The following is an 18873-nucleotide window of genomic DNA, read 5'->3' on the forward strand; positions in this document are numbered from 1 at the left end:
ATTAGGAACGCTCAGAAGAGTTGTGGCTCAGCGCGTTTGAAAGCAAGCGCGCCGTAATGTCGACAATTGGAATCACACGCTCGTAAGCCATGCGGGTCGGACCGATCACACCTAAGGTCCCGATCACACGACCATCGATGCTGTAGGGCGCGGTAATCACAGACAGATCGGAGGTTGGCACGAGTTCGGAATCTCCGCCGATATAAATCTGGACACCTTGGGCGCGACTAGAAACCTCTAGCAGCTGCATCAAGTCGGTTTTTTTCTCAAACAAAGAAAAGGTCTTTCTTAAACGATCCATATCCGAAGCAAGCTCATTGACATCAAGCAGTCTACGCTCACCGGAAATAACCATCGTTTCAACCTCGTCCGCAGCCTGGGCGCCTGCCTCGACAGCGGCCTGCATCAAGCGCGACATGTCCTCCTGCAGGCGGGCCAGATCCTGTGAAAGGGTCTGCCTGACCTCGGCGAAAGATTTGCCGGCGAAATTGTGGTTGAAAAAATTAGCCGCTTCGATCAGTGCGGTACTGCTGTAATCCCGGGGAGTCAGCAAAATGCGGTTTTGCACATCACCGTCCGGGGTCACAATGATCAGGAGAATACGCTTTTCTGATAGGCGAATGAACTCGATCTGACGAAAAACCTGAGCGCGCCTAGGGGATAGCACCACGCCAGCGAACTGGGTCAGATTCGAGAGCATCGAGGCTGCAGCATTGACCGCCCGCGAAGGATCCGAAGCCGATTGCAAATCTCGCACATTGGAAGTCGAGGCAAGCTCGAACGGCTTGGCTGTCAGCATGGTGTCGACAAAGAGCCGATAACCTTTCGGGGTAGGGACACGTCCGGCCGAGGTGTGGGGGCTATGGATCAAGCCGAGCTCTTCGAGGTCGGCCATCACGTTACGAATTGTCGCAGGCGACAAATCGAACAATTTCGAGAGCGTACGGGAGCCGACGGGCTGGCCGTCATCAATGTACCGCTCGATCAAAGCTTTTAACAGGGCGCGCGCACGATCATCCATCATGCTCCTATTTTACCTTCCTCACCCCTATAATCGAATAGTTTTTCGTTCAATGAGCCTTGCATGCATTTTCCCATCATCGCTTTAGTTGGCCGCTACCAAGACTCGGGCTTGCATGCTCCGCTTCGCGCCTTGGCGACCCTGCTGACTCAAGCCGGCCGTCAAGTCCTGATTGAGGCTGAAACAGCCCGCCACACCGGGGTGTCCGAATACCCTGCGGCCGACTTTACGGAGATCGGCACACGGGCAGCGCTCGCAATCGTGATGGGCGGCGATGGCACCATGCTCGGGGCAGCCCGCCAACTCGCCCCCTATGGTGTCCCCGTTGTCGGAATCAACCACGGCAGACTCGGTTTTATCACTGACATACCTGTCCATGACGCGAGTGCGGCACTGACAGATCTGCTGCAAGGCCGCTTTGAAACCGAGGATCGCATGTTGCTGAGCGCTACGGTTTGGCGCGGTCAGGAACAAATGTATGCCGCCACCGCCCTCAACGACGTAGTCCTCAACCGAGCAGGAAGAGGCGGGATGATCGAGGTGCGCGTTGAGGTCAACGAGGCCTTCATGTATACGCAACGCGCGGATGGCCTGATTGTGGCGACGCCCACCGGATCGACCGCCTATGCGCTCTCCGCGGCGGGTCCGATTTTGCATCCGTCCGTGAGCGCGATGCTGCTTGTGCCGGTAGCACCCCAGACACTGTCAAACCGACCGATCGTGATCCCGGCCGACAACGTACTCAACATGACACTGCGCTCCATGAGCCGTGTCGAACTCGGCGCGAGTGTTCACTTTGACATGCAGACGTGGTCCGACCTAACCACCGGCGACCGCATTGTTGTCCGTCGCGCGCCCCATACCATCCGCTTTTTGCACCCTCAAGGCTACAGCTTCTTTTCAACCTTGCGTCGCAAGCTCGACTGGAACCGACTTCCTCAGTCTGGCAACGACGGAGAGTAAGCGATGTTACGTGCGCTCCACATCCGCGATTTCGTCATCGTGACCGAAGCTGAAATCAACTTTGAAAAAGGTTTCACCGTTTTTTCCGGTGAAACGGGCGCCGGAAAATCAATTCTGATCGACGCACTCGCCTTGACACTAGGCGAACGCGCCGACTCTTCGGTGCTTCGCAACGGTGCGGCACGCGCGGAAATCAGTGCCGTCTTTGACGTACCCCCACAGCTCACACAATGGCTCACCGAACACGACTTGAGCAGCGACGATGCACTCGTTTTGCGCCGCGTCGTCGATGCCCAAGGGCGCAGCCGCGGTTACATCAATGGTTCGGCCGTCACCATCGCGCAACTTCGCGAGGTGGGAGAGCATTTGGTCGATATCCACGGTCAGCATGCGCATCAGAGCCTGCTGCGCACGGACAGTCAGCGCGATATGGTTGACGCGCACGGTGGTCTGCAACCTCAACGACAGCAGGTTGCACAGGCCTGGAAAGCCTGGCGCAAAGTTGAACGTCAGCTCGCCTTGTCTGAGCAGGATGCCAGTGCGCTCAAGGCGGCGCGCGAACGTCTTGAATGGCAATTAACCGAACTGGATCGGCTGAGCCTTGGCGCCAGCGAGTGGGAGGAAGTGTCAGCCGAGCAGACGCGTCTGGCGAACGCTCAGTCCTTGCTCGATGGGGCCGCCTTGGCGCTCGGAAGCCTGGATGAAAACGAGGATTCCGCCCACCATCAAGTTGTGGCTGCGATTCACAAAATATCCCAATTGCTGCGTCATGATCCCAGCCTGCAAGCTGTCTACGAATCGCTCGAGTCGGCCCGCATCTCCATCAGCGAAGCCGTTTCAGACCTGAATGCTTATTTATCGCGCGTCGAACTCGATCCGGAACGACTCGCGATTGTTGATGAACGGATGCGCAACATTTTCGATCTGGCGCGTAAATTCAAAACTGAACCCGAACAACTTTATACACTCCATGCAAGTCTGCGTCAGGAACAGGAAGCCCTGGCTGCCTCCGCAGATATCGAAACCTTGCGCGCCTCAGCGGTCACGCTCAAAGCAGAGTATCTGACACAGGCCAACGCACTTTCATCGGCACGCCGCAAAGCCGCTGTTGATCTAGGCAAGCAGGTCAGTCAAGCCATGCAGACGCTCGCGATGGAAGGGGGTCAATTCAACGTCTCACTCACCGAGTGCGCGCCTTCCGCACAAGGCCACGACCTCGTCGAGTTTTTAGTGGCAGGCCATGCAGGCACCACGCCCAAGCCTTTAGCCAAGGTCGCCTCCGGCGGAGAGCTGGCACGTATCTCCTTGGCACTTTCAGTCATCGCCAGCCGTGCGGCGCGCGTACCAACCTTGATTTTTGACGAGGTGGATAGTGGCATCGGCGGCGCTGTCGCCGAGGTCGTTGGCAACCTTTTACGTGAGCTTGGCCAACGCCATCAGGTACTGTGCGTGACCCATCTGCCTCAGGTCGCGGCGCGCGGCCAGCATCATTTTCAGGTCAGCAAACAACAAAACAAAGGAACGACAGAGTCCTCTATCGCAAAGCTCGATGACCCGGCTCGGATCGAGGAAGTCGCCAGAATGCTTGGCGGCATCAAAATCACCACGACTACCCGCAAACACGCACAAGAATTACTTGGTTATTAGTTTTTGCTGCAATTTTTGCAAACGCCGTACAACACCATGTCATGGCTTTCAAGTGTGAAACCATTATCACGGGCGATTTTGTGCTGTCGCTTTTCGATCTCGGCATCGTTGAACTCCGTCACAGAGCCACAATGCGTGCAAATCAAATGATCATGATGGTCGCCATCATTCAACTCGAAAATCGATTTGCCACCGTCAAACTGGCTGCGGGCCAGAATACCCGCCTGTTCAAACTGCGTGAGCACTCGATAAACCGTCGCCAAACCGATATCGATGTTTTCCGCGATCAGAGAACGGTAGACGTCTTCGGCACTTAAATGGCGCTCATCAGACTTGCGGAAAATATCCAGAATCTTCAAGCGCGGAAACGTCGCTTTCAAACCAACGTTTTTGAGATCGCTTTGATCATTTTCAAGATCCACGGGCTGTCCTGTAAGGTGAAGACTTCGGCTCTGTAAAGCTTTATGATAACGTCTTTGGTCTCTAACTCCAGAGGTTCGCATTGTTTATGCTACGTCAATACACCTCTTGTCTGCGCACTACCCTCACGGCCCTCACTCTGGCCTTCGGAATTGTCACCTTGGCTGGCTGTTCCTCCAGCAAGTTCGGCTTTCCCTACAGAGTCGGTGTCCAACAAGGAAACTGGATTACTAAAGACCAAGTCGCGCTGCTTCGCCCCGGCATGACGCGTGAACAAGTGCGCTTTGCGCTCGGCACCCCCACTCTGACGAGTGCATTGCATGCCAATCGCTGGGATTACCCTTATTACTACCGCTCCGGAAATGGCAAGGTCGAAGAACGGGTCTTCACGGTCATGTTTGATGGCGGTCAGCTAACTTCCTGGAAAGGCGACGAACAACCCGAGATGCAACCTTTCCAAATTGCGCGCGAGGAAGTTGGCATTTCCAAGCGAGAGGCGGCTCAGGATGCGCTCTTCAAAGAGCGTCAGGCCAATGATGCGGGCTTGGGTGCGCCGATCGAAATGGCGCCGGGCTTGTCTCTGGGACAAACGCTTGGCGATACTTCCGTCTCTGATCCCGCCGCCATTCCGGGAGCGCCAGACGATGCACCGGCTCCCCTGCGCTAATTGCGCGCGCACAATCTGACCACGCGTAATCTGACCACACTGAATCCGATCAGACGCTATCAGGTCCGGTCGATCCAAACAAAGACACTCGAAACGACATTCGATAAACAGTTCAACAAAAGAGTTCATGATGCGAATTGCAATTGCCGGAGCCAGTGGCCGTATGGGTCGAATGCTCATCGAAGCAGTCTCTCAATCCACCGATTTAAAATTGACTGTTGCGCTCGATATCGCAGGCGCTCCCATGCTGGGTCAAGACGCCTGCGCTTTTCTCGGGCAGCCAAGTGGCATCCTGATCACCGACCAACTCTCAGCGATCCAACAGGCCGACTGCCTGATCGACTTCACCCGCCCCGAAGGCTCCTTGCAGCATCTTGCCGCTTGCGTGCAATACGGCGTCAATATGGTTATTGGCACCACCGGTTTTGATGAGGCTGGTAAAGCGGCTATTTCAAAGGCCGCAGATAAAATCGGCATTGTGTTCGCACCAAATATGAGTGTGGGCGTCAATGCCACCTTGAAACTACTCGACATGGCCGCCCGCATCCTGAACTCTGGATATGACGTGGAGGTGTTCGAGGCCCATCACCGCCACAAAGTTGACGCGCCTTCAGGCACTGCACTCAAAATGGGTGAGACGATTGCCCAAGCCTGGGGCAAACCGCTTGATGAAATCGCCACATGGACACGCCATGGCCACACGGGCCCACGCCAGACAGGCGAAATCGGCTTTTCAGTCGTGCGCGGCGGCGATATCGTTGGCGATCACACGGTTTTTTTCTGTGGAACGGGCGAACGCATCGAAATTTCGCATCGCTCGAGCAGCCGCGCAGGGTACGCCGAAGGCAGCCTGCGCGCCGCCCGATACCTCAAGGATAAACGCGCTGGTCTCTTTGATATGCAGACTGTTTTAGGTCTCTGACACGATCACAGGCTCGATTTCGAGCTCGACGCCAAATTGCGTGCGCACGGCAGCTTGCACATCGTGTGCAAGCCCTAATAACTCGGCAGCTTGCGCGCCACCATGATTGACCAGCACCAACGCCTGACGATCGTGGACACCCACGGCGCCTTGGCGCCTGCCTTTCCAGCCGCAACGTTCAATCAACCAACCCGCAGCGAGTTTGAAAGTATTCTCGGGCTGCGGATAAGCAACCAGATCAACGAATCTCTCTTTGAGCAACAGGTACTGAGAGGCTGGTACGACCGGGTTTTTAAAAAAACTCCCTGCATTCGCCAGTACAGCGGGATCGGGAAGCTTGGCGCGGCGTATCTCGCACACCGCCTCCATGACGTGCTCGGCTGTGATGGCGTCAGCCGGGATGGTGTTGAGCACTGGATGTTGACGCAAGTCGGGGTATTTCAGAACGGGTTCCCAGCGCTTGGGCAGTAAAAACCGCACAGACACGATGAGCCAGGTTCCGGGTTGCGCACGTTTAAAAATACTATCCCGATACGCAAATCCGCAGGCCTCTTTCGAGAGCGTGACGAGTCGTCCTTCGGGGATATGCCACGCGGTCACAGACTCGATTCGATCCTGAAGCTCAACGCCATAGGCACCGATATTTTGTACAGGCGCCGCCCCTACCGTTCCGGGAATGAGGGCCAGATTTTCAAGCCCGGACCACCCTCTTCTCGTTGCAGTCTCCACCCAATCGTGCCAGTTTTCGCCTGCTGCAACCTCAACGCGCCAGGCGGTTGGACTCTCTAATTGCTCAATACCTTTCAGTGCGACCAGAACCACTGGGCGATCAAGCTTGGCTGGCAGCACGACATTACTGCCACCACCCAGTATCCACACCCCGCCTGAGTCACGCGCCCACACTGAGACCGCGGGCAACTGCTCTCGTGACGTCAGTGTCAGCACACGATTGGCCAGGCAAGGCAAACCCAGCGTGTTGTGTGGAGTCAAAACGAGTGACTGCAGAGATTGCTCGAAATCAGGGGGAAACCGGGTTGGATTTGACATGCAGGTGGGTAGTTATGATATAGTTTTGGTCTTCACGCAAAACACTGTTGTTTTAGTGAAGATAGTCACCAAGCGGGAGTAGCTCAGTTGGTAGAGCGCAACCTTGCCAAGGTTGAGGTCGCGAGTTCGAGACTCGTCTCCCGCTCCAAATTTGGCAAAAAAGCCTGACACAACTCATTTGCGTCAGGCTTTTTTCTTTCTTGCACCAATTAATCAAGTTTGGCGCCAGAGATTTTGACAACTTCTGCCCAGCGTTTGATCTCGCTATCCACAAAGGCACCAAACTGCGCACCCGTTACGTCCGGAAACTCCGCACCGTTGGTCGCCCAGACTTTGACAATGGTGTCATCTTTTGAAGCTTTTTTGATTTCATCAATCAGCTTAGCTTGGACAGCTGGTGGAGTCCCTTTCGGGGCCCAGATGGCATACCAGGTACTCACCGTGTAATCGGGCAAACCGAGTTCGGCTGCACTCGGAACATCAGGGATCGCCGGATTGCGTGTTGCACCCGCCACCATCAGAGGCTTGATCCGACCAGATTTGATGTGTGCGGACGAGGAGCCCAGACCATCAAACATGACGTCCACATCGCCAGCCATCAAACCTTGCAGAGCAGGACCTGCACCTCGGTAAGGAATGTGGGCGATATCTGATTTAGACTGGATTTTGAACAATTCGCCTGCCAAATGATGGGAAGTACCACTACCAGCCGAACCATAATTGAGCTTGCCAGGGTTGGTTTTAGCCTGATTCAGAAAGGCCTTGAAGTCGCCAGGGACCTTTTGCGGGTTGACCACAACGACTTGCGGTACGCGCGCGACCAAGGCGATCGGCACGAAATCTTTTTGGAGATCGTAGTCAAGCTTTGGATACATCGAAGGTGCGATGGAATGATGCACCGCGCCCATAAAAAGCGTGTAGCCGTCAGGTGCGGCTTTGGCTGCAACACCAGCACCGAGGTTACCACCCGCGCCACCACGATTATCAATCACAATTTGCTTACCGAGCGACTTGCCTAGCACAGCCGCCAAGGGACGTGCGAACGCATCAGTTCCACCGCCTGCTGGAAAGGGCACCACTAAAGTCACCGGCTTGGTCGGCCAATCGGTCTGCGCGTAGACACCGGTCGCTGACAAGGTCAAAGCACATAATCCCACTTGCATCAGTATCCGACGCTTAATGATTGTTTTCATGGATGTCTCCAGATTTGATGTTCAATTGAACCGTTGCACAGGTTTTGCTCTCTGCAACCCCCACGCGACAGGCGTGTGTGTGAGTATAGTTTGTTGTCGCCTCTATTAAAAAGCGCTTTTGTAGTATGATCTGCGCCTGCGTAATGCTTCGTGTTGGCGCAATGGCAGAGTGGTTATGCAGCGGATTGCAAATCCGTGTAGCTCGGTTCGATTCCGGGTTGCGCCTCCAACACCCAAAAAACGACTCGCGCATGGCTTGACACGCGCATGGCTAACAAAGCGCCATATGGATCAATCGCCTGCCCACCCCGCCCCGCACTCTACTCCGACTGGCTTTGCGGCCTTCAGGATTATCCTTGTTTTCGCCTGCGGTTACTTTTTGTCCTACGTGTTGCGCTCGGTAAATGCTGCGATTGCACCGCTGCTGGCCCAAGACCTGAACTTGTCTCCCGGTGAGTTAGGCTGGCTCACCTCCGCATATTTCCTGGCGTTTAGCGCAGTCCAAATCCCGGTGGGTATCTGGCTCGACCGCCATGGTGCGCGGCGCACTGAATCACTCCTGCTATTAGTGGCTGCGTTTGGCGCGGCGCTCATGGCCACAAGCGAGTCCCTGTGGCTGCTATCTGTCGGTCGCATGCTGATTGGCGTGGGAGTGTCTGCCTGCCTCATGGCTGCCTACTCATATTTCCGACGATGCTTTCCCGCTGAGCAGCAACCTAGACTGGTCATGTATATGCTGATCGCGGGCACGTCCGGTGCCCTGGTGGCGACTCAGCCCGCGCTCACCTTGGCCGAGTGGATCGGCTGGCGCCATTCTTTTGGTTTGATCGCTGTTTTATTGGTACTGAGCGCATTGGCTATTTTCCTGTTCGCCGGCGACTTGGATCGTCAGCATGCGCCAACGGTGACAGCCCATCCCGGCGAAGGCAGTTTTCTCACGCTGTGCAAACACCCGCTGATGATTCAGGCGATTCCGCCCACGATTTTCATTGTGGGCGGTTTTGGCGCACTGCAAACACTTTGGGCAGGACCCTGGTTTACCGGTGTGCTGGGCATGACCGCAGACCAAGCGGGCCAGACCCTGCTGTATCTCAACGCGATGATCCTGGTCGCCTATATTTTGATGGGAACCATCAGCCCATGGCTGATCAAACGCGGCGTCGCCCTCCTGACACAGTCCCTCTGTGCGCTGATCTGGATTCCACTTTGTTTTGCAGTCATTGTTTTCTGGCAAGGTCAGTCGTCCTGGATCGTCTGGCTCATCCTCTCACTTATGGTGCCAGCAATGTTTTTGTTGCAGACCCAAATCGCGCTGGCTTTTCCCAAGCACATCGCAGGCCGCATCCTGACGACCTATAACCTGATGGTTTTTGTGGGATCCTTTGCTGTGCAATGGGGGTTTGGTTTGCTCACTGACATGTTCATCGCCTTTGGCTATGCGTCCGCTCAGGCACTGACCGGAGCCATGGGCTGTCTTGTCATATTGCAATTTCTCAGCCTGTTCTGGTTTTTAGCGAGAAAACCTGATGGATCAATCCGTACTTGATGCAGTCAAACGCTGGCCGGATGTGCCAGCGGTGTATGGATGGCTCTCCTTGACTGCCCGCGGCGAATGGAAACTACACCCGCTAGGCGATGCCCGGAGTGGTGGCGCAGGTCAGGGGATCAGTAATACCCAGATTCTTGGCTTTATTAGCCGAAATTACGCTCGTCAGCAGGACGGGGCGTGGTTTTTTCAAAATGGCCCCCAACGCGTGTATGTGCGCCTCGATGCCGCGCCCTTCATCTTGCACCTTGACCCGCACTCCCATACGCTCAAGACCCACAATGGCCTGGTCGTCGAACACGTCATGAATTGGTATTGCGACCAGACAGGTCAGGTATATGCCCAAACAGACCGAGGGGCTGCACGTCTGGATGACAGAGATCTCCATCTTCTCGCTGAAGTGCTGCGCTCACCCTCCAACCAGTCTTTGTTTGACCTGTTCGAACAAGCCGGGACGCAGACTCAGGGCGCTCGACACGCTGCTACGCATGAAATGTCAGACAAGATATTGCTGGATCCGGGCAATCAATACCCCGCCTTGTCTAAGCCTGCATCTTTTAGATTGATAGCAGACGCTGACATCCCGCTTGCGCTGGACTTTATCCCTAACCCTGGCCCTGCCTCTGTGACGACCTCGCACCTTGGTCGTAAAATAGAACCATGAGCCACGATCCCAGTTTTTACTTTCCTGCCCCGCGCGAACAAAAGTTCTGCAGCCAGTGCGGCACCCCCAACACCAATCGTTTACTCGAGGGGGACAATCGCAAGCGCGATGTGTGTGAAAACTGCGGAGCCGTCCATTATCAAAACCCCAGACTCGTTGTTGGCACACTGCCAGTCTGGGAGGACAAAGTTCTCCTTTGTCTGCGTGCGATCGAGCCGCGCGCCAACACCTGGACCCTGCCCGCCGGCTTTATGGAACTCAGCGAAAGCATGGCACAAGGTGCCGAACGCGAGACGCAAGAAGAAGCGGGCGTCAAAATCGCCTTGGGTAAACTCTACACTGCCATCGACATCCCGCAGGTTGATCAAGTGCATGTCTACTTTTTGGCGGAAGCTCTGGGACCCGAAATCGATCCGGGTCCGGAAACTCTCGAAGCCCGCTGGTATGGGCTTGATGAAATCCCTTGGGACAATCTTGCATTTCGATCAGTATCGACCACGCTCAAGCACTACATCCGAGACCGCTCGCACGGGCACTTCGAAATGCATCACTACTCGATCGCGATTAACCGCTAGACGCGTCGCGTTGCGCACGCCTCGGGCCATGCCGTGAATCTGACCTGGCTAGACATCGACACCCCTTTTCCACCTGTCACACAGGCCTTGACAGACCCTCCCGGCTTGCTTGCCGCCGGTGCGGATCTGTCCATTCCTCGTTTGCGCGCGGCGTACTCTCAGGGCATCTTCCCCTGGTACTCTCAAGACGAGCCTCCCTTATGGTGGTCTCCAGACCCCAGGATGGTTCTCAAATGTGACGACCTGCACATCTCCCACTCACTGGGCAAACGTTTGCGTCAAATCGCACGCGCGCAAGACCAGGGGGATTTCAGTGTCTTTGTTGCGGTCGACACCGCTTTCGGCTCGGTGATTCGTTCTTGTGCCAGATCTTCAGCAGACGGACAGCCCGGCACATGGATTACCCAAGAAATGCAGTTGGCGTATGAAGCCTGGCATCTGATTGGTCAGGCGCACAGCATTGAAACCTGGAGCAACGGCGAGTTGGTTGGAGGGTTGTATGGTGTCAGCCTGGGCAAGATGTTCTTTGGCGAGTCCATGTTCAGCCGCGCCAATGACGCCTCCAAAATCGCATTTGTCCACTTGGTCGCCTTTTTAAAACAACGTGGTGTGGACTGGATCGACTGTCAAATGAAAACCGATCACCTCGCCTCTCTCGGGGCACAACTCGTCCCGCGGGCTGTCTTTCTCGAACACGTCCATGCTCGCGTCCGGCAGCCTGATCTTGCTTGGTCTCCCGGAATCCTTGATCAGAAAGGTCAGTTACACCCTCTCCCCGCCGATCTGTAATATTCTGGAAATAATATATTTCTGTGAACCTAGGTGGCGCACGCATGAGCCAGATCAAGGAACTCCCCTTTGCCACGCTGCAGTTTTACGCCACAGCGCCATACCCCTGCAGCTACCTGCCGGGTAGACAAGCGCGTTCTCAAGTCGCCGCCCCCGGCCATCTCATTCACTCGGATACCTACTCTCATTTAATTGACCAAGGCTTTCGTCGCAGCGGCTTGTTCACCTATCGGCCACATTGCGATGACTGCAAAGCCTGCATCCCCGTGCGCGTCAATGTCGAGCAGTTTGAGCCAAATCGCACTCAAAAGCGCGTACTCAAGCGTCACCAGGACTTACGGCCTCTGGTCGCTGAACTCGCCTGGTCCGAAGAGCACTATGCACTCTATACGCGCTATCAGGCGCAGCGGCATCCCAACGGCGGGATGGACGACGACAGCCGCCAACAATACGGAGAATTTTTGTTAGCCAGTCGCGTCAACACACGACTCGTCGAGTTCCGCAATCAAGACGGCGCGCTGCTCATGGTGTCCATCATCGATGTGCTTGAACAGGGTCTGTCCTCCGTTTATACCTTTTATGAACCCGAGGCCGCAGGAAGCCTGGGAACATATGGCATTTTGTGGCAAATCAATCAATGTCGACAACTCAAGCTGCCTTGGCTTTATCTTGGATACTGGATCGAAAACAGCGAAAAAATGGCTTACAAAGCACGTTTTAAGCCCGCTGAATACCGCTTTGACGGACAGTGGCAACCAGCCCGTTAAAATATCTCCAACAATTACAACTTCACCGTCACGATACCGCCAAGGCAACGAGTCAAATGTCTCTCTTATTTCAAGCCTATCCCCTCGCACGACACGCACTGTTTGCCATGGATGCGGAAACAGCACACGAAGCGACGCTAGGCGCCTTGCAGCGCGCATACGACTGCTCCCTGACGCGAGGCCTCATGCACAGCCAGGTGCTAGTCCCCACGAAACTGATGGGTCTGACACTACAAAATCCAGTCGGTTTGGCGGCGGGTCTGGACAAAAATGGCGCTCATATCGATGCGATGGGTAACCTGGGCTTTGGTTTTATCGAGGTCGGGACAGTCACGCCGCGCGCCCAACCCGGCAACCCAAAGCCACGCATGTTTCGACTGCCCGAGTCCGAGGCCTTGATCAACCGTCTCGGCTTCAACAACAAAGGGCTTGAGGCCTTCATCGCAAACGTCCAGCGCAGCACGTGGCGTGAGCGTGGCGGAGTCATCGGACTGAATATCGGAAAAAATGCCGATACTCCGATTGAGCACGCAGCGGATGACTATCTGATCGGTTTATCCGGCGTTTATCCGCATGCCGACTACATCACAGTCAATATTTCTTCTCCCAACACCAAAAATCTCAGGGCGCTTCAAGGCGAGCACGAGCTTGACCTGCTGTTGTCCCAATTAGCCACGCGTCGCTCAGCTTTAGCCGAGCAATATCAAAAGCGCGTTCCACTGGCCGTGAAAATCGCGCCGGATCTGACTGAAGAGCAAATCGATATCATTGCCGAAGTGCTGCCTCGCCATGGCATTGACGGTGTGATTGCTACCAACACGACCTTGGCGCGCGATGCCGTACAGGGACAAAAGCATGCTGAGGAAGCCGGCGGACTATCTGGCGCTCCTCTGCACGCCCGCTCGCTCGAGGTCATCCGACGCTTGCGTGAAAAGCTCGGCGCGGACTTTGCCATCATCGGCGTCGGCGGGATCATGTCCGGCAAGCACGCCGCTGAAAAAATCGCTGCGGGCGCGAATGCTGTGCAGCTCTATACCGGTTTGATTTATCGCGGTCCGAGCCTAGTGGGCGAATGCGCAAAAGAAATTGGTCGGCAGCGACGTTGAGCGTGCTGCAATTTGAGTGACCACAAAAAAAAACCGCCGAATGTTGAAATCGGCGGTCTTTTTACTCTTTAAAACTACGCTTTCAATTTTAAGTTGAAAACTTGTACTGCTTAGGCTGCGCGGCGACCACGTGTAGCGGACTTAGCTGCTTCAGCGGCCTCGCCAGCTGCTTTGAACGTGGCGGTTGTTGCGGCAGTCAGATTTTTTTCAGCGACTTCGGCGGCCTGCTTAGCTGCTTTGGTCATTGATTCAAAAGCGTTGTTTGCCTGAATCAGACTGCTTTTGATCATCGCAACAGCACTTTCGGAACCAGCTGGTGCATTTTTTGTGAACTGCTCAACCGCATCGTGCATGTGCTTTTGGCCTTCGGCGAGATGGGCTTCGCCGAGCTTGGCCAAATCAGCCTGCACCGAAGTGACGATGTCATAGACATGTTTGCTGTAAGCCATTGCCTTGTCGGCGCTAGGCTGCACCAGGCTTGATGTCATCGCAACAGCTTCTTGAGCATCTTTGACGCTGGCGACTTGTTGTGACTTTTCCGAAACTTCGTCGAGTGTGGCTTTGATAGCCTTGAGGTTCAAATCGACCAGCTTTTCAAAACCACCAAAAACTGAAGTCTGAATGGAAACCAGTGCTTCAATTGCTGCTTTCTGGCTGTTTAAAACTTGCTGAGGAATCGCTGACATAGTGTTCTCCTAAAATAAGGGAGCATTTCTGCTCGGTATCGCTGAGAAGTATCGCGTTTCAATATCGGGAATCAACATTGCCGCTCAGCGATTTGTTGCACTGCACAAGTCACATTGTAGGCCTTTGAATTGCCCTGTCAACACTTTTTTGTTGCGCCGCACCAAATAAACAACAAATTCTTAGCGATCCTCAGGTCACAAGCCCTGAGTCGTAACCCAACGTCTCGGAAATCCGGGCAGCTGTGGCAACCAGCTGAGGAATCCAGGCATCCTCCAGTCGACCGGAAGGTGCTGAGATAGAGAGACCCGCGACAAGCTTGCCGGTGTCATCGTAGATACCGGCTGCGATACAACGCACGCCCAGCTCCAGCTCTTCGTTGTCACGCGCATATCCATTCTGGCGCACCAGCGAGAGTTCCCGCTCAAGCGCATCGAGGGCGGTAATACTATTGACCGTGCTGCCTGCCAGTTGGGTGCGAGCGGCGTAGGCGCGCACTTGACGCATATCCACAGCCGATAAAAAAAGCTTACCCGTCGAGGTCAGATGCAAAGGCGCACGCCCGCCAATCGCTCGAACCACTTGCATCCCGGAGCGTTCGCTCCACGCCCGATCGATATAGACAATTTCGTCGCCCTGCTGAACGGAGAGGTTGACGGTCTGACCCGTCAGATTATGAAGCGCTTGCATCGCCTCGATCGCCGCCTCGCGAACGTTCAAACGCCCTTTGACTAGTGAGCCCAGCTCAAGCAGACGCATACCCAATTGATACAGACCGCTATCGACACGGTCGACATACCGCCCGAGAACCAGATCGTTCAAGATGCGGTGCGCAGTCGAGACATGCAGGCCTGTCGCTTTGGCTAAATCTTTCAGTGGAACGGGATCCGGCTGCGCAGCCAGAGCATCGAGCAAGGCTGTCGCGCGCTCCAGAACCTGGATTGCCATCCCGAGACCGGAGCCTGATTCGCTGGACGAGGCCACTGGAGGTGTTGGAACCGCCTGCAGCCGCAAAGGATTTGATGAATTCACGGAATACGACCTCTATTGCGATGCAACAGAGAATATTCTATCCCATATTATGAAAAATCATAATATTGGCGATCGGTCCATTTATTGCACTGGAGGATCGTAGCGTCCACCGAGGCGTAAAGCTTCGGTACGCAAAAACTCAAGCGCCTGCGCCGCGTGATCCGCCTCGCCTTTGACACCTAGTTCAATGTGCGGGACGCCGCCGCCATCTCCGACAGAAGGCAAACTAAACGCGCGGACACCGGGCCATTTTTTCTCAAGCGCCTCGAGTGCAGGCGTAATCCTCGACTCAGGCATGCTGTAGACAATGAATGAGTGCTCGGTATGATCTTCTTTGTTGTGCAAATGGGCATAACGGCTATCGAGAGTCGCCTCAAGCATCGGCCAGGCCATCACGGGAAAGCCAGGCACAAACGTGTGGTTTTGAATGAAAAATCCAGGGATGCGATTGAAGGGATTCACGACAGCCTCGCAACCCTCGGGAAAATAGCCCATTTGCAACCGCTGCATGTTTTCAGGAGCGGTCATATCAGCCGTCCCCTGGCCTTTGGCGGCATTTTCCTGACAACGCAGCGTGATTTGCTCTTTGGCGAAAGGGTGCAGCACCAAGGGTCGACCCAATGCGGCCGCGGCAGCTTGTCGAGTGTGATCATCAGGCGTGGCACCAATGCCACCACAACAAAACACAATATCATTTCCGGCAAAACTACGGCTCAGTGCTTCGGTGAGCGCGGCACGATCGTCGGAGAGAATCTCGACCCAGGAAAGTTGCAAGCCGCGGGCACCCAGCAACTCGACGACCTTGGGAAAATGCTTGTCCTGACGGCGACCAGACAAGATTTCGTCACCAACCACGATTAAACCGAAACGGGCTTTGCCTTGAGAGACCGACATGTGATTTCCAGTAAACATTCAAAGAGTAATCCGATATTTCAGCACAAAATGACACGCCTCAGAGCGGCTCAGGCTGGTTTTAATGCCTAAACATCTAGGGTCCTTTCGGCCCGCAGTCTTTGCAAAGCTTCCAAACCGTAATGTGTGTAGACCAGTCCTGAGAATACCGGCAAGAAAATCCAGGCGGGCGGAACCAAATTCATCACGGCACACAACAAACCAATGACCCAGAAGCCCGTGCCATGGCGCTCAATCAATACGGTTCGCTCTTGAGTCGTGGCGTGTTCAACAATCGCGTCGATTCGCATGATGCGTGAAAACGCGAACGTCCACCAAAGCAAAGAAACCAGCAGACCAAGCGGCGGAAACAACCAGAAAGGGAGCGTTAGGACCCAGCCCAGCACAAACACCGCGGTCACCCACACTGCATTCCAGACACTGACGACCAAAGAGTTTTGGCCCTTCAGTGCAAGCCCGGGAAACTGTTGGCGAGAAACGTGCGTCACCACCATTGGCATGACAAAGATCGCCGCCACCGTCAAACCCAAAATACCCGATACGGGAAGTAAAACAATCGCCACGACAAAAGGCACAAGCCAAGCTTTGAGTCCGGCCAGTGAGAACAGGCCCATCGATACCATCCACTCGTTGGCAGCAATCAGCATGGTGGACTCGCTGAGTTGCTGATTCAGCCAATCAGTCAGGGGGCCGAGCGCCAACACCAGCAATAAAATCGCGCCAACCAGCATGATCAAAAAAGGCAATAACAATGCAAACAACATGCGTGGATGAAACTGCGACACCAAGGCGCGCCAAAAGGCCTGACCCACACCGCTCAAACCTGCCGACATCGCGCCGGAATCTTGATACTGCGAAACTGAATACCGCTCTTGCATGGTGTACGTCCAATAAAGGGCTAAAAAAGCCAACCTGAAACCTGTCCAATCCCGGCTATCATAGACAATCATTTTGTCTCGTGCCGCCATGACTTGCTATCTACCTGACACGCCCGCGCTTACCCAAAGGCTCGAATATCCGAACACTGCAGTCGTGCTTTGTTTTTGCGCGGCCTGGTGCGATACCTGTAAAGAGTATCAGCCTAAATTTGAAAAACTCGGCGCCCAACATCCTGACGCGTGTTTTGTTTGGGTCGACATCGAGGATTTTCCAGATCTACTTGGTGAAGAAGATGTGGAAAACTTTCCCACTATTGCGATCCTTGAGTCAGACAAGGTGCGGTTCATGGGCACGGTATTGCCTCATATCGAGCATCTTGATCGCCTCATCACGGCCATGCAAGCTCCAGGCAAGCCTCAAGCCACTGGCTTGCCGGACGACCTCTTGCGTATGTTGAAGGGCGATCAGCCTTAAGGTCCGCCCCAAGCGCTCGAGATCGTTATTCCGGCTTTTTCTTGACGCCACCCAGCAACAGACCGACCGCACGCTTGGGAGGTGTTGTGGTTTTTTTGCTGGCGGTTGCCGAGCCTTGCGCAGCCGCGGCAACCGCCGCGGGCGATGGTTCATAGGGCTTTAGAAAAAATTCGTCGATCGGCTTGGCCGGAGCGCTGTAACGACTGGGTCGGGCACCGCGCTCGTTTGAACGGTCGCTCCCTCCACGTGAAGGTCGCTCAGTGCGCGCATGCTCGCGAACAGGCGGGCGCACAAGCAACTCGCCCGGAATCTGCAACACTGCGCGCGTCACAGGCGACTTGGTGAGCTTTTCAATATCCAGCAAATATTTTTCTTCGGCAGGCGAAAAGAAAGAGATTGCCTCGCCGCTCGCGCCCGCGCGTCCAGTGCGACCGATACGGTGGACGTAATCTTCGGCGCTGTGGGGCAAGTCGTAATTAATGACACAAGGCACACCTGCGACATCCAGGCCTCTCGCTGCGACATCGGTAGCGACAAGCACCTCTAGCTCGCCGGCTTTGAAAGCCTCAAGCGCTTTCATCCGGTCGGCCTGCGATTTATCGCCATGAATGGACTCGGCACGGACTCCGTCGAGCTCAAGCTGACGCGCCAAGCGGCTCGTGCCGATCTTGGTGTTTGAAAACACGATCACTTGTTTGAGACCACGGGATTTGACAAGGTGCACGACTGCCGCGCGCTTGGACTCACCGGACATGGCGTACGCAATCTGCGTGACAGTGTCGGCGGTCGCATTACGCTTGGCCACTTCAATCTCAACGGGATTTTTTAAGTAAGTCCGGCCAAGTTTGCGTATTTCATTACTAAACGTGGCGGAAAAAAGTAGCGTCTGACGTTGCGCTGGCAGCATGCGCATGATGCGATCGAGGTCGGGTAAAAAACCCATGTCCAGCATGCGATCCGCTTCATCAAGGACCAAAATGCCAACCTGACTGAGATTGACCGTGCGCTGTTCGACGTGGTCTAGCAAACGTCCCGGAGTGGCAATCAACACCTCACAACCATTGCGCAACGCTTCCTTTTGCGGGCCGATATCCACGCCACCAAACACGACTGTCGAACGCAAAGGCGTTTTCAAACCATAGCGCTTGACGCTCTCATACACCTGATCGGCCAGCTCGCGTGTAGGCGTCAAGATCAACGCACGCACAGGATGGCGAGCAGGCGATGCACTCGTGTTGGCCATCGGCATCAAGCGATGCAAAATCGGCAACGTAAACGCGGCGGTCTTACCCGTTCCCGTCTGAGCAGCGCCCATCACATCGTTGCCTGCCATCACAGATGGTAGGGCTTGTGCCTGAATCGGTGTCGGGACGGTGTAGCCCGTGTCGGCTACAGCTTGCAAAATATAGGGGTGCAGTCCGATTTCGGCAAAGGTGGGAACGACCGGCGCCACTTCGTCTGTAGAGACCGCAACAGGCTGACCTGAGGGAAGAGCTTGGTGGGTCACCTGCTCAGGAGAAATCTGCCCGCTTTGAGGCTGTCCCATGGGGGGCTGATCGGTAATT

20 protein-coding genes and 2 tRNA genes are annotated in these 18873 nt (G+C 55.0%); 13 read left to right on the forward strand and 9 right to left on the reverse strand.

The features are described 5' to 3' along the window. Window position 1 precedes the first annotated feature (1 nt). The gene (hrcA, locus tag QWY27_RS00270) at window positions 2-1021 is read right to left on the reverse strand and encodes a heat-inducible transcriptional repressor HrcA (RefSeq protein ID WP_290194069.1); all 1020 of its coding nucleotides are present in this window, start codon (window positions 1019-1021) and stop codon (window positions 2-4) included. Window positions 1022-1084: 63 nt separating this feature from the next. On the opposite strand from hrcA, the gene QWY27_RS00275 reads away from it, so the two are divergent. Beyond that, the gene (locus QWY27_RS00275) at window positions 1085-1984 is read left to right on the forward strand and encodes an NAD kinase (RefSeq protein ID WP_290193769.1); all 900 of its coding nucleotides are present in this window, start codon (window positions 1085-1087) and stop codon (window positions 1982-1984) included. A 3-nt stretch (window positions 1985-1987) separates the two neighbouring features. Further along, window positions 1988-3631, forward strand: coding sequence for a DNA repair protein RecN (recN, locus tag QWY27_RS00280; protein WP_290193770.1), 1644 nt, complete (start codon window positions 1988-1990; stop codon window positions 3629-3631). On the opposite strand, the gene fur is transcribed toward recN, so the two are convergent. Further along, entirely contained in the window at window positions 3628-4053 is a 426-nt protein-coding gene (gene fur / locus QWY27_RS00285) for a ferric iron uptake transcriptional regulator (protein ID WP_290193771.1), read from the reverse strand. The genes recN and fur overlap by 4 nt on opposite strands. Before the next feature lie 86 nt (window positions 4054-4139). Between fur and QWY27_RS00290 the strand changes: the two genes are divergently transcribed. Together QWY27_RS00290 and dapB are read left to right on the forward strand one after the other, a co-directional pair. Beyond that, on the forward strand, window positions 4140-4718 hold the full coding sequence (locus QWY27_RS00290; RefSeq protein WP_290193772.1) for an outer membrane protein assembly factor BamE: 579 nt from the start codon (window positions 4140-4142) through the stop codon (window positions 4716-4718). A 130-nt stretch (window positions 4719-4848) separates the two neighbouring features. Then, on the forward strand, window positions 4849-5640 hold the full coding sequence (dapB, locus tag QWY27_RS00295) for a 4-hydroxy-tetrahydrodipicolinate reductase (protein ID WP_290194070.1): 792 nt from the start codon (window positions 4849-4851) through the stop codon (window positions 5638-5640). On the opposite strand, the gene murB is transcribed toward dapB, so the two are convergent. Continuing rightward, the gene (gene murB / locus QWY27_RS00300) at window positions 5629-6687 is read right to left on the reverse strand and encodes a UDP-N-acetylmuramate dehydrogenase (protein ID WP_290193773.1); all 1059 of its coding nucleotides are present in this window, start codon (window positions 6685-6687) and stop codon (window positions 5629-5631) included. The genes dapB and murB overlap by 12 nt on opposite strands. 72 nt (window positions 6688-6759) lie before the next feature. On the opposite strand from murB, the gene QWY27_RS00305 reads away from it, so the two are divergent. Then, a tRNA-Gly gene (locus QWY27_RS00305) sits at window positions 6760-6835 on the forward strand. 61 nt (window positions 6836-6896) lie between these two features. Here QWY27_RS00305 and QWY27_RS00310 read toward each other — a convergent pair. Further along, complete coding sequence (locus tag QWY27_RS00310) at window positions 6897-7880, reverse strand: Bug family tripartite tricarboxylate transporter substrate binding protein (RefSeq protein WP_435433425.1); 984 nt, start codon at window positions 7878-7880, stop codon at window positions 6897-6899. 155 nt (window positions 7881-8035) lie between these two features. On the opposite strand from QWY27_RS00310, the gene QWY27_RS00315 reads away from it, so the two are divergent. The 7 genes from QWY27_RS00315 (at window position 8036) to QWY27_RS00345 (ending at window position 13327) form a co-directional block, all read left to right on the forward strand. Then, a tRNA-Cys gene (locus tag QWY27_RS00315) sits at window positions 8036-8109 on the forward strand. Window positions 8110-8166: 57 nt separating this feature from the next. Beyond that, window positions 8167-9426, forward strand: coding sequence for an MFS transporter (locus tag QWY27_RS00320; protein ID WP_290193774.1), 1260 nt, complete (start codon window positions 8167-8169; stop codon window positions 9424-9426). Then, on the forward strand, window positions 9407-10090 hold the full coding sequence (locus tag QWY27_RS00325; protein ID WP_290193775.1) for a DUF2946 family protein: 684 nt from the start codon (window positions 9407-9409) through the stop codon (window positions 10088-10090). The genes QWY27_RS00320 and QWY27_RS00325 overlap by 20 nt, the downstream gene beginning before the upstream one ends. After that, on the forward strand, window positions 10087-10665 hold the full coding sequence (locus QWY27_RS00330) for an NUDIX hydrolase (RefSeq protein ID WP_290193776.1): 579 nt from the start codon (window positions 10087-10089) through the stop codon (window positions 10663-10665). The genes QWY27_RS00325 and QWY27_RS00330 overlap by 4 nt, the downstream gene beginning before the upstream one ends. A gap of 33 nt (window positions 10666-10698) precedes the next feature. After that, window positions 10699-11454: a leucyl/phenylalanyl-tRNA--protein transferase gene (gene aat, locus QWY27_RS00335; RefSeq protein WP_290193777.1), complete on the forward strand. Its 756-nt coding sequence runs from the start codon at window positions 10699-10701 to the stop codon at window positions 11452-11454. Window positions 11455-11498: 44 nt separating this feature from the next. Next, window positions 11499-12221: an arginyltransferase gene (locus tag QWY27_RS00340; protein ID WP_290193778.1), complete on the forward strand. Its 723-nt coding sequence runs from the start codon at window positions 11499-11501 to the stop codon at window positions 12219-12221. 56 nt (window positions 12222-12277) lie between these two features. Beyond that, window positions 12278-13327 (forward strand): quinone-dependent dihydroorotate dehydrogenase, encoded by a 1050-nt coding sequence (locus tag QWY27_RS00345; protein WP_290193779.1) that lies wholly within the window; start codon window positions 12278-12280, stop codon window positions 13325-13327. Window positions 13328-13437: 110 nt separating this feature from the next. Here QWY27_RS00345 and QWY27_RS00350 read toward each other — a convergent pair whose 3' ends face one another. From QWY27_RS00350 to QWY27_RS00365, 4 genes are all read right to left on the reverse strand, one after another. Beyond that, window positions 13438-14013, reverse strand: a complete 576-nt coding sequence (locus tag QWY27_RS00350; RefSeq protein WP_290193780.1) for a phasin family protein — start codon at window positions 14011-14013, stop codon at window positions 13438-13440. A 190-nt stretch (window positions 14014-14203) separates the two neighbouring features. Continuing rightward, entirely contained in the window at window positions 14204-14959 is a 756-nt protein-coding gene (locus QWY27_RS00355; protein WP_290194074.1) for an IclR family transcriptional regulator, read from the reverse strand. A 165-nt stretch (window positions 14960-15124) separates the two neighbouring features. Further along, window positions 15125-15937, reverse strand: coding sequence for a competence/damage-inducible protein A (locus tag QWY27_RS00360; RefSeq protein ID WP_290193781.1), 813 nt, complete (start codon window positions 15935-15937; stop codon window positions 15125-15127). A gap of 86 nt (window positions 15938-16023) precedes the next feature. Continuing rightward, window positions 16024-16833 (reverse strand): EI24 domain-containing protein, encoded by an 810-nt coding sequence (locus QWY27_RS00365; RefSeq protein ID WP_290194076.1) that lies wholly within the window; start codon window positions 16831-16833, stop codon window positions 16024-16026. Window positions 16834-16921: 88 nt separating this feature from the next. Between QWY27_RS00365 and QWY27_RS00370 the strand changes: the two genes are divergently transcribed. Next, the gene (locus QWY27_RS00370; RefSeq protein ID WP_290193782.1) at window positions 16922-17308 is read left to right on the forward strand and encodes a thioredoxin family protein; all 387 of its coding nucleotides are present in this window, start codon (window positions 16922-16924) and stop codon (window positions 17306-17308) included. Window positions 17309-17333: 25 nt separating this feature from the next. On the opposite strand, the gene QWY27_RS00375 is transcribed toward QWY27_RS00370, so the two are convergent. Beyond that, on the reverse strand, window positions 17334-18854 hold the full coding sequence (locus QWY27_RS00375; RefSeq protein ID WP_290193783.1) for a DEAD/DEAH box helicase: 1521 nt from the start codon (window positions 18852-18854) through the stop codon (window positions 17334-17336). Window positions 18855-18873 lie beyond the last annotated feature (19 nt).

The sequence above is a fragment of the Zwartia vadi genome (assembly GCF_030410375.1).
GTDB classification, from domain to species: Bacteria; Pseudomonadota; Gammaproteobacteria; order Burkholderiales; family Burkholderiaceae_B; genus Zwartia; species Zwartia vadi.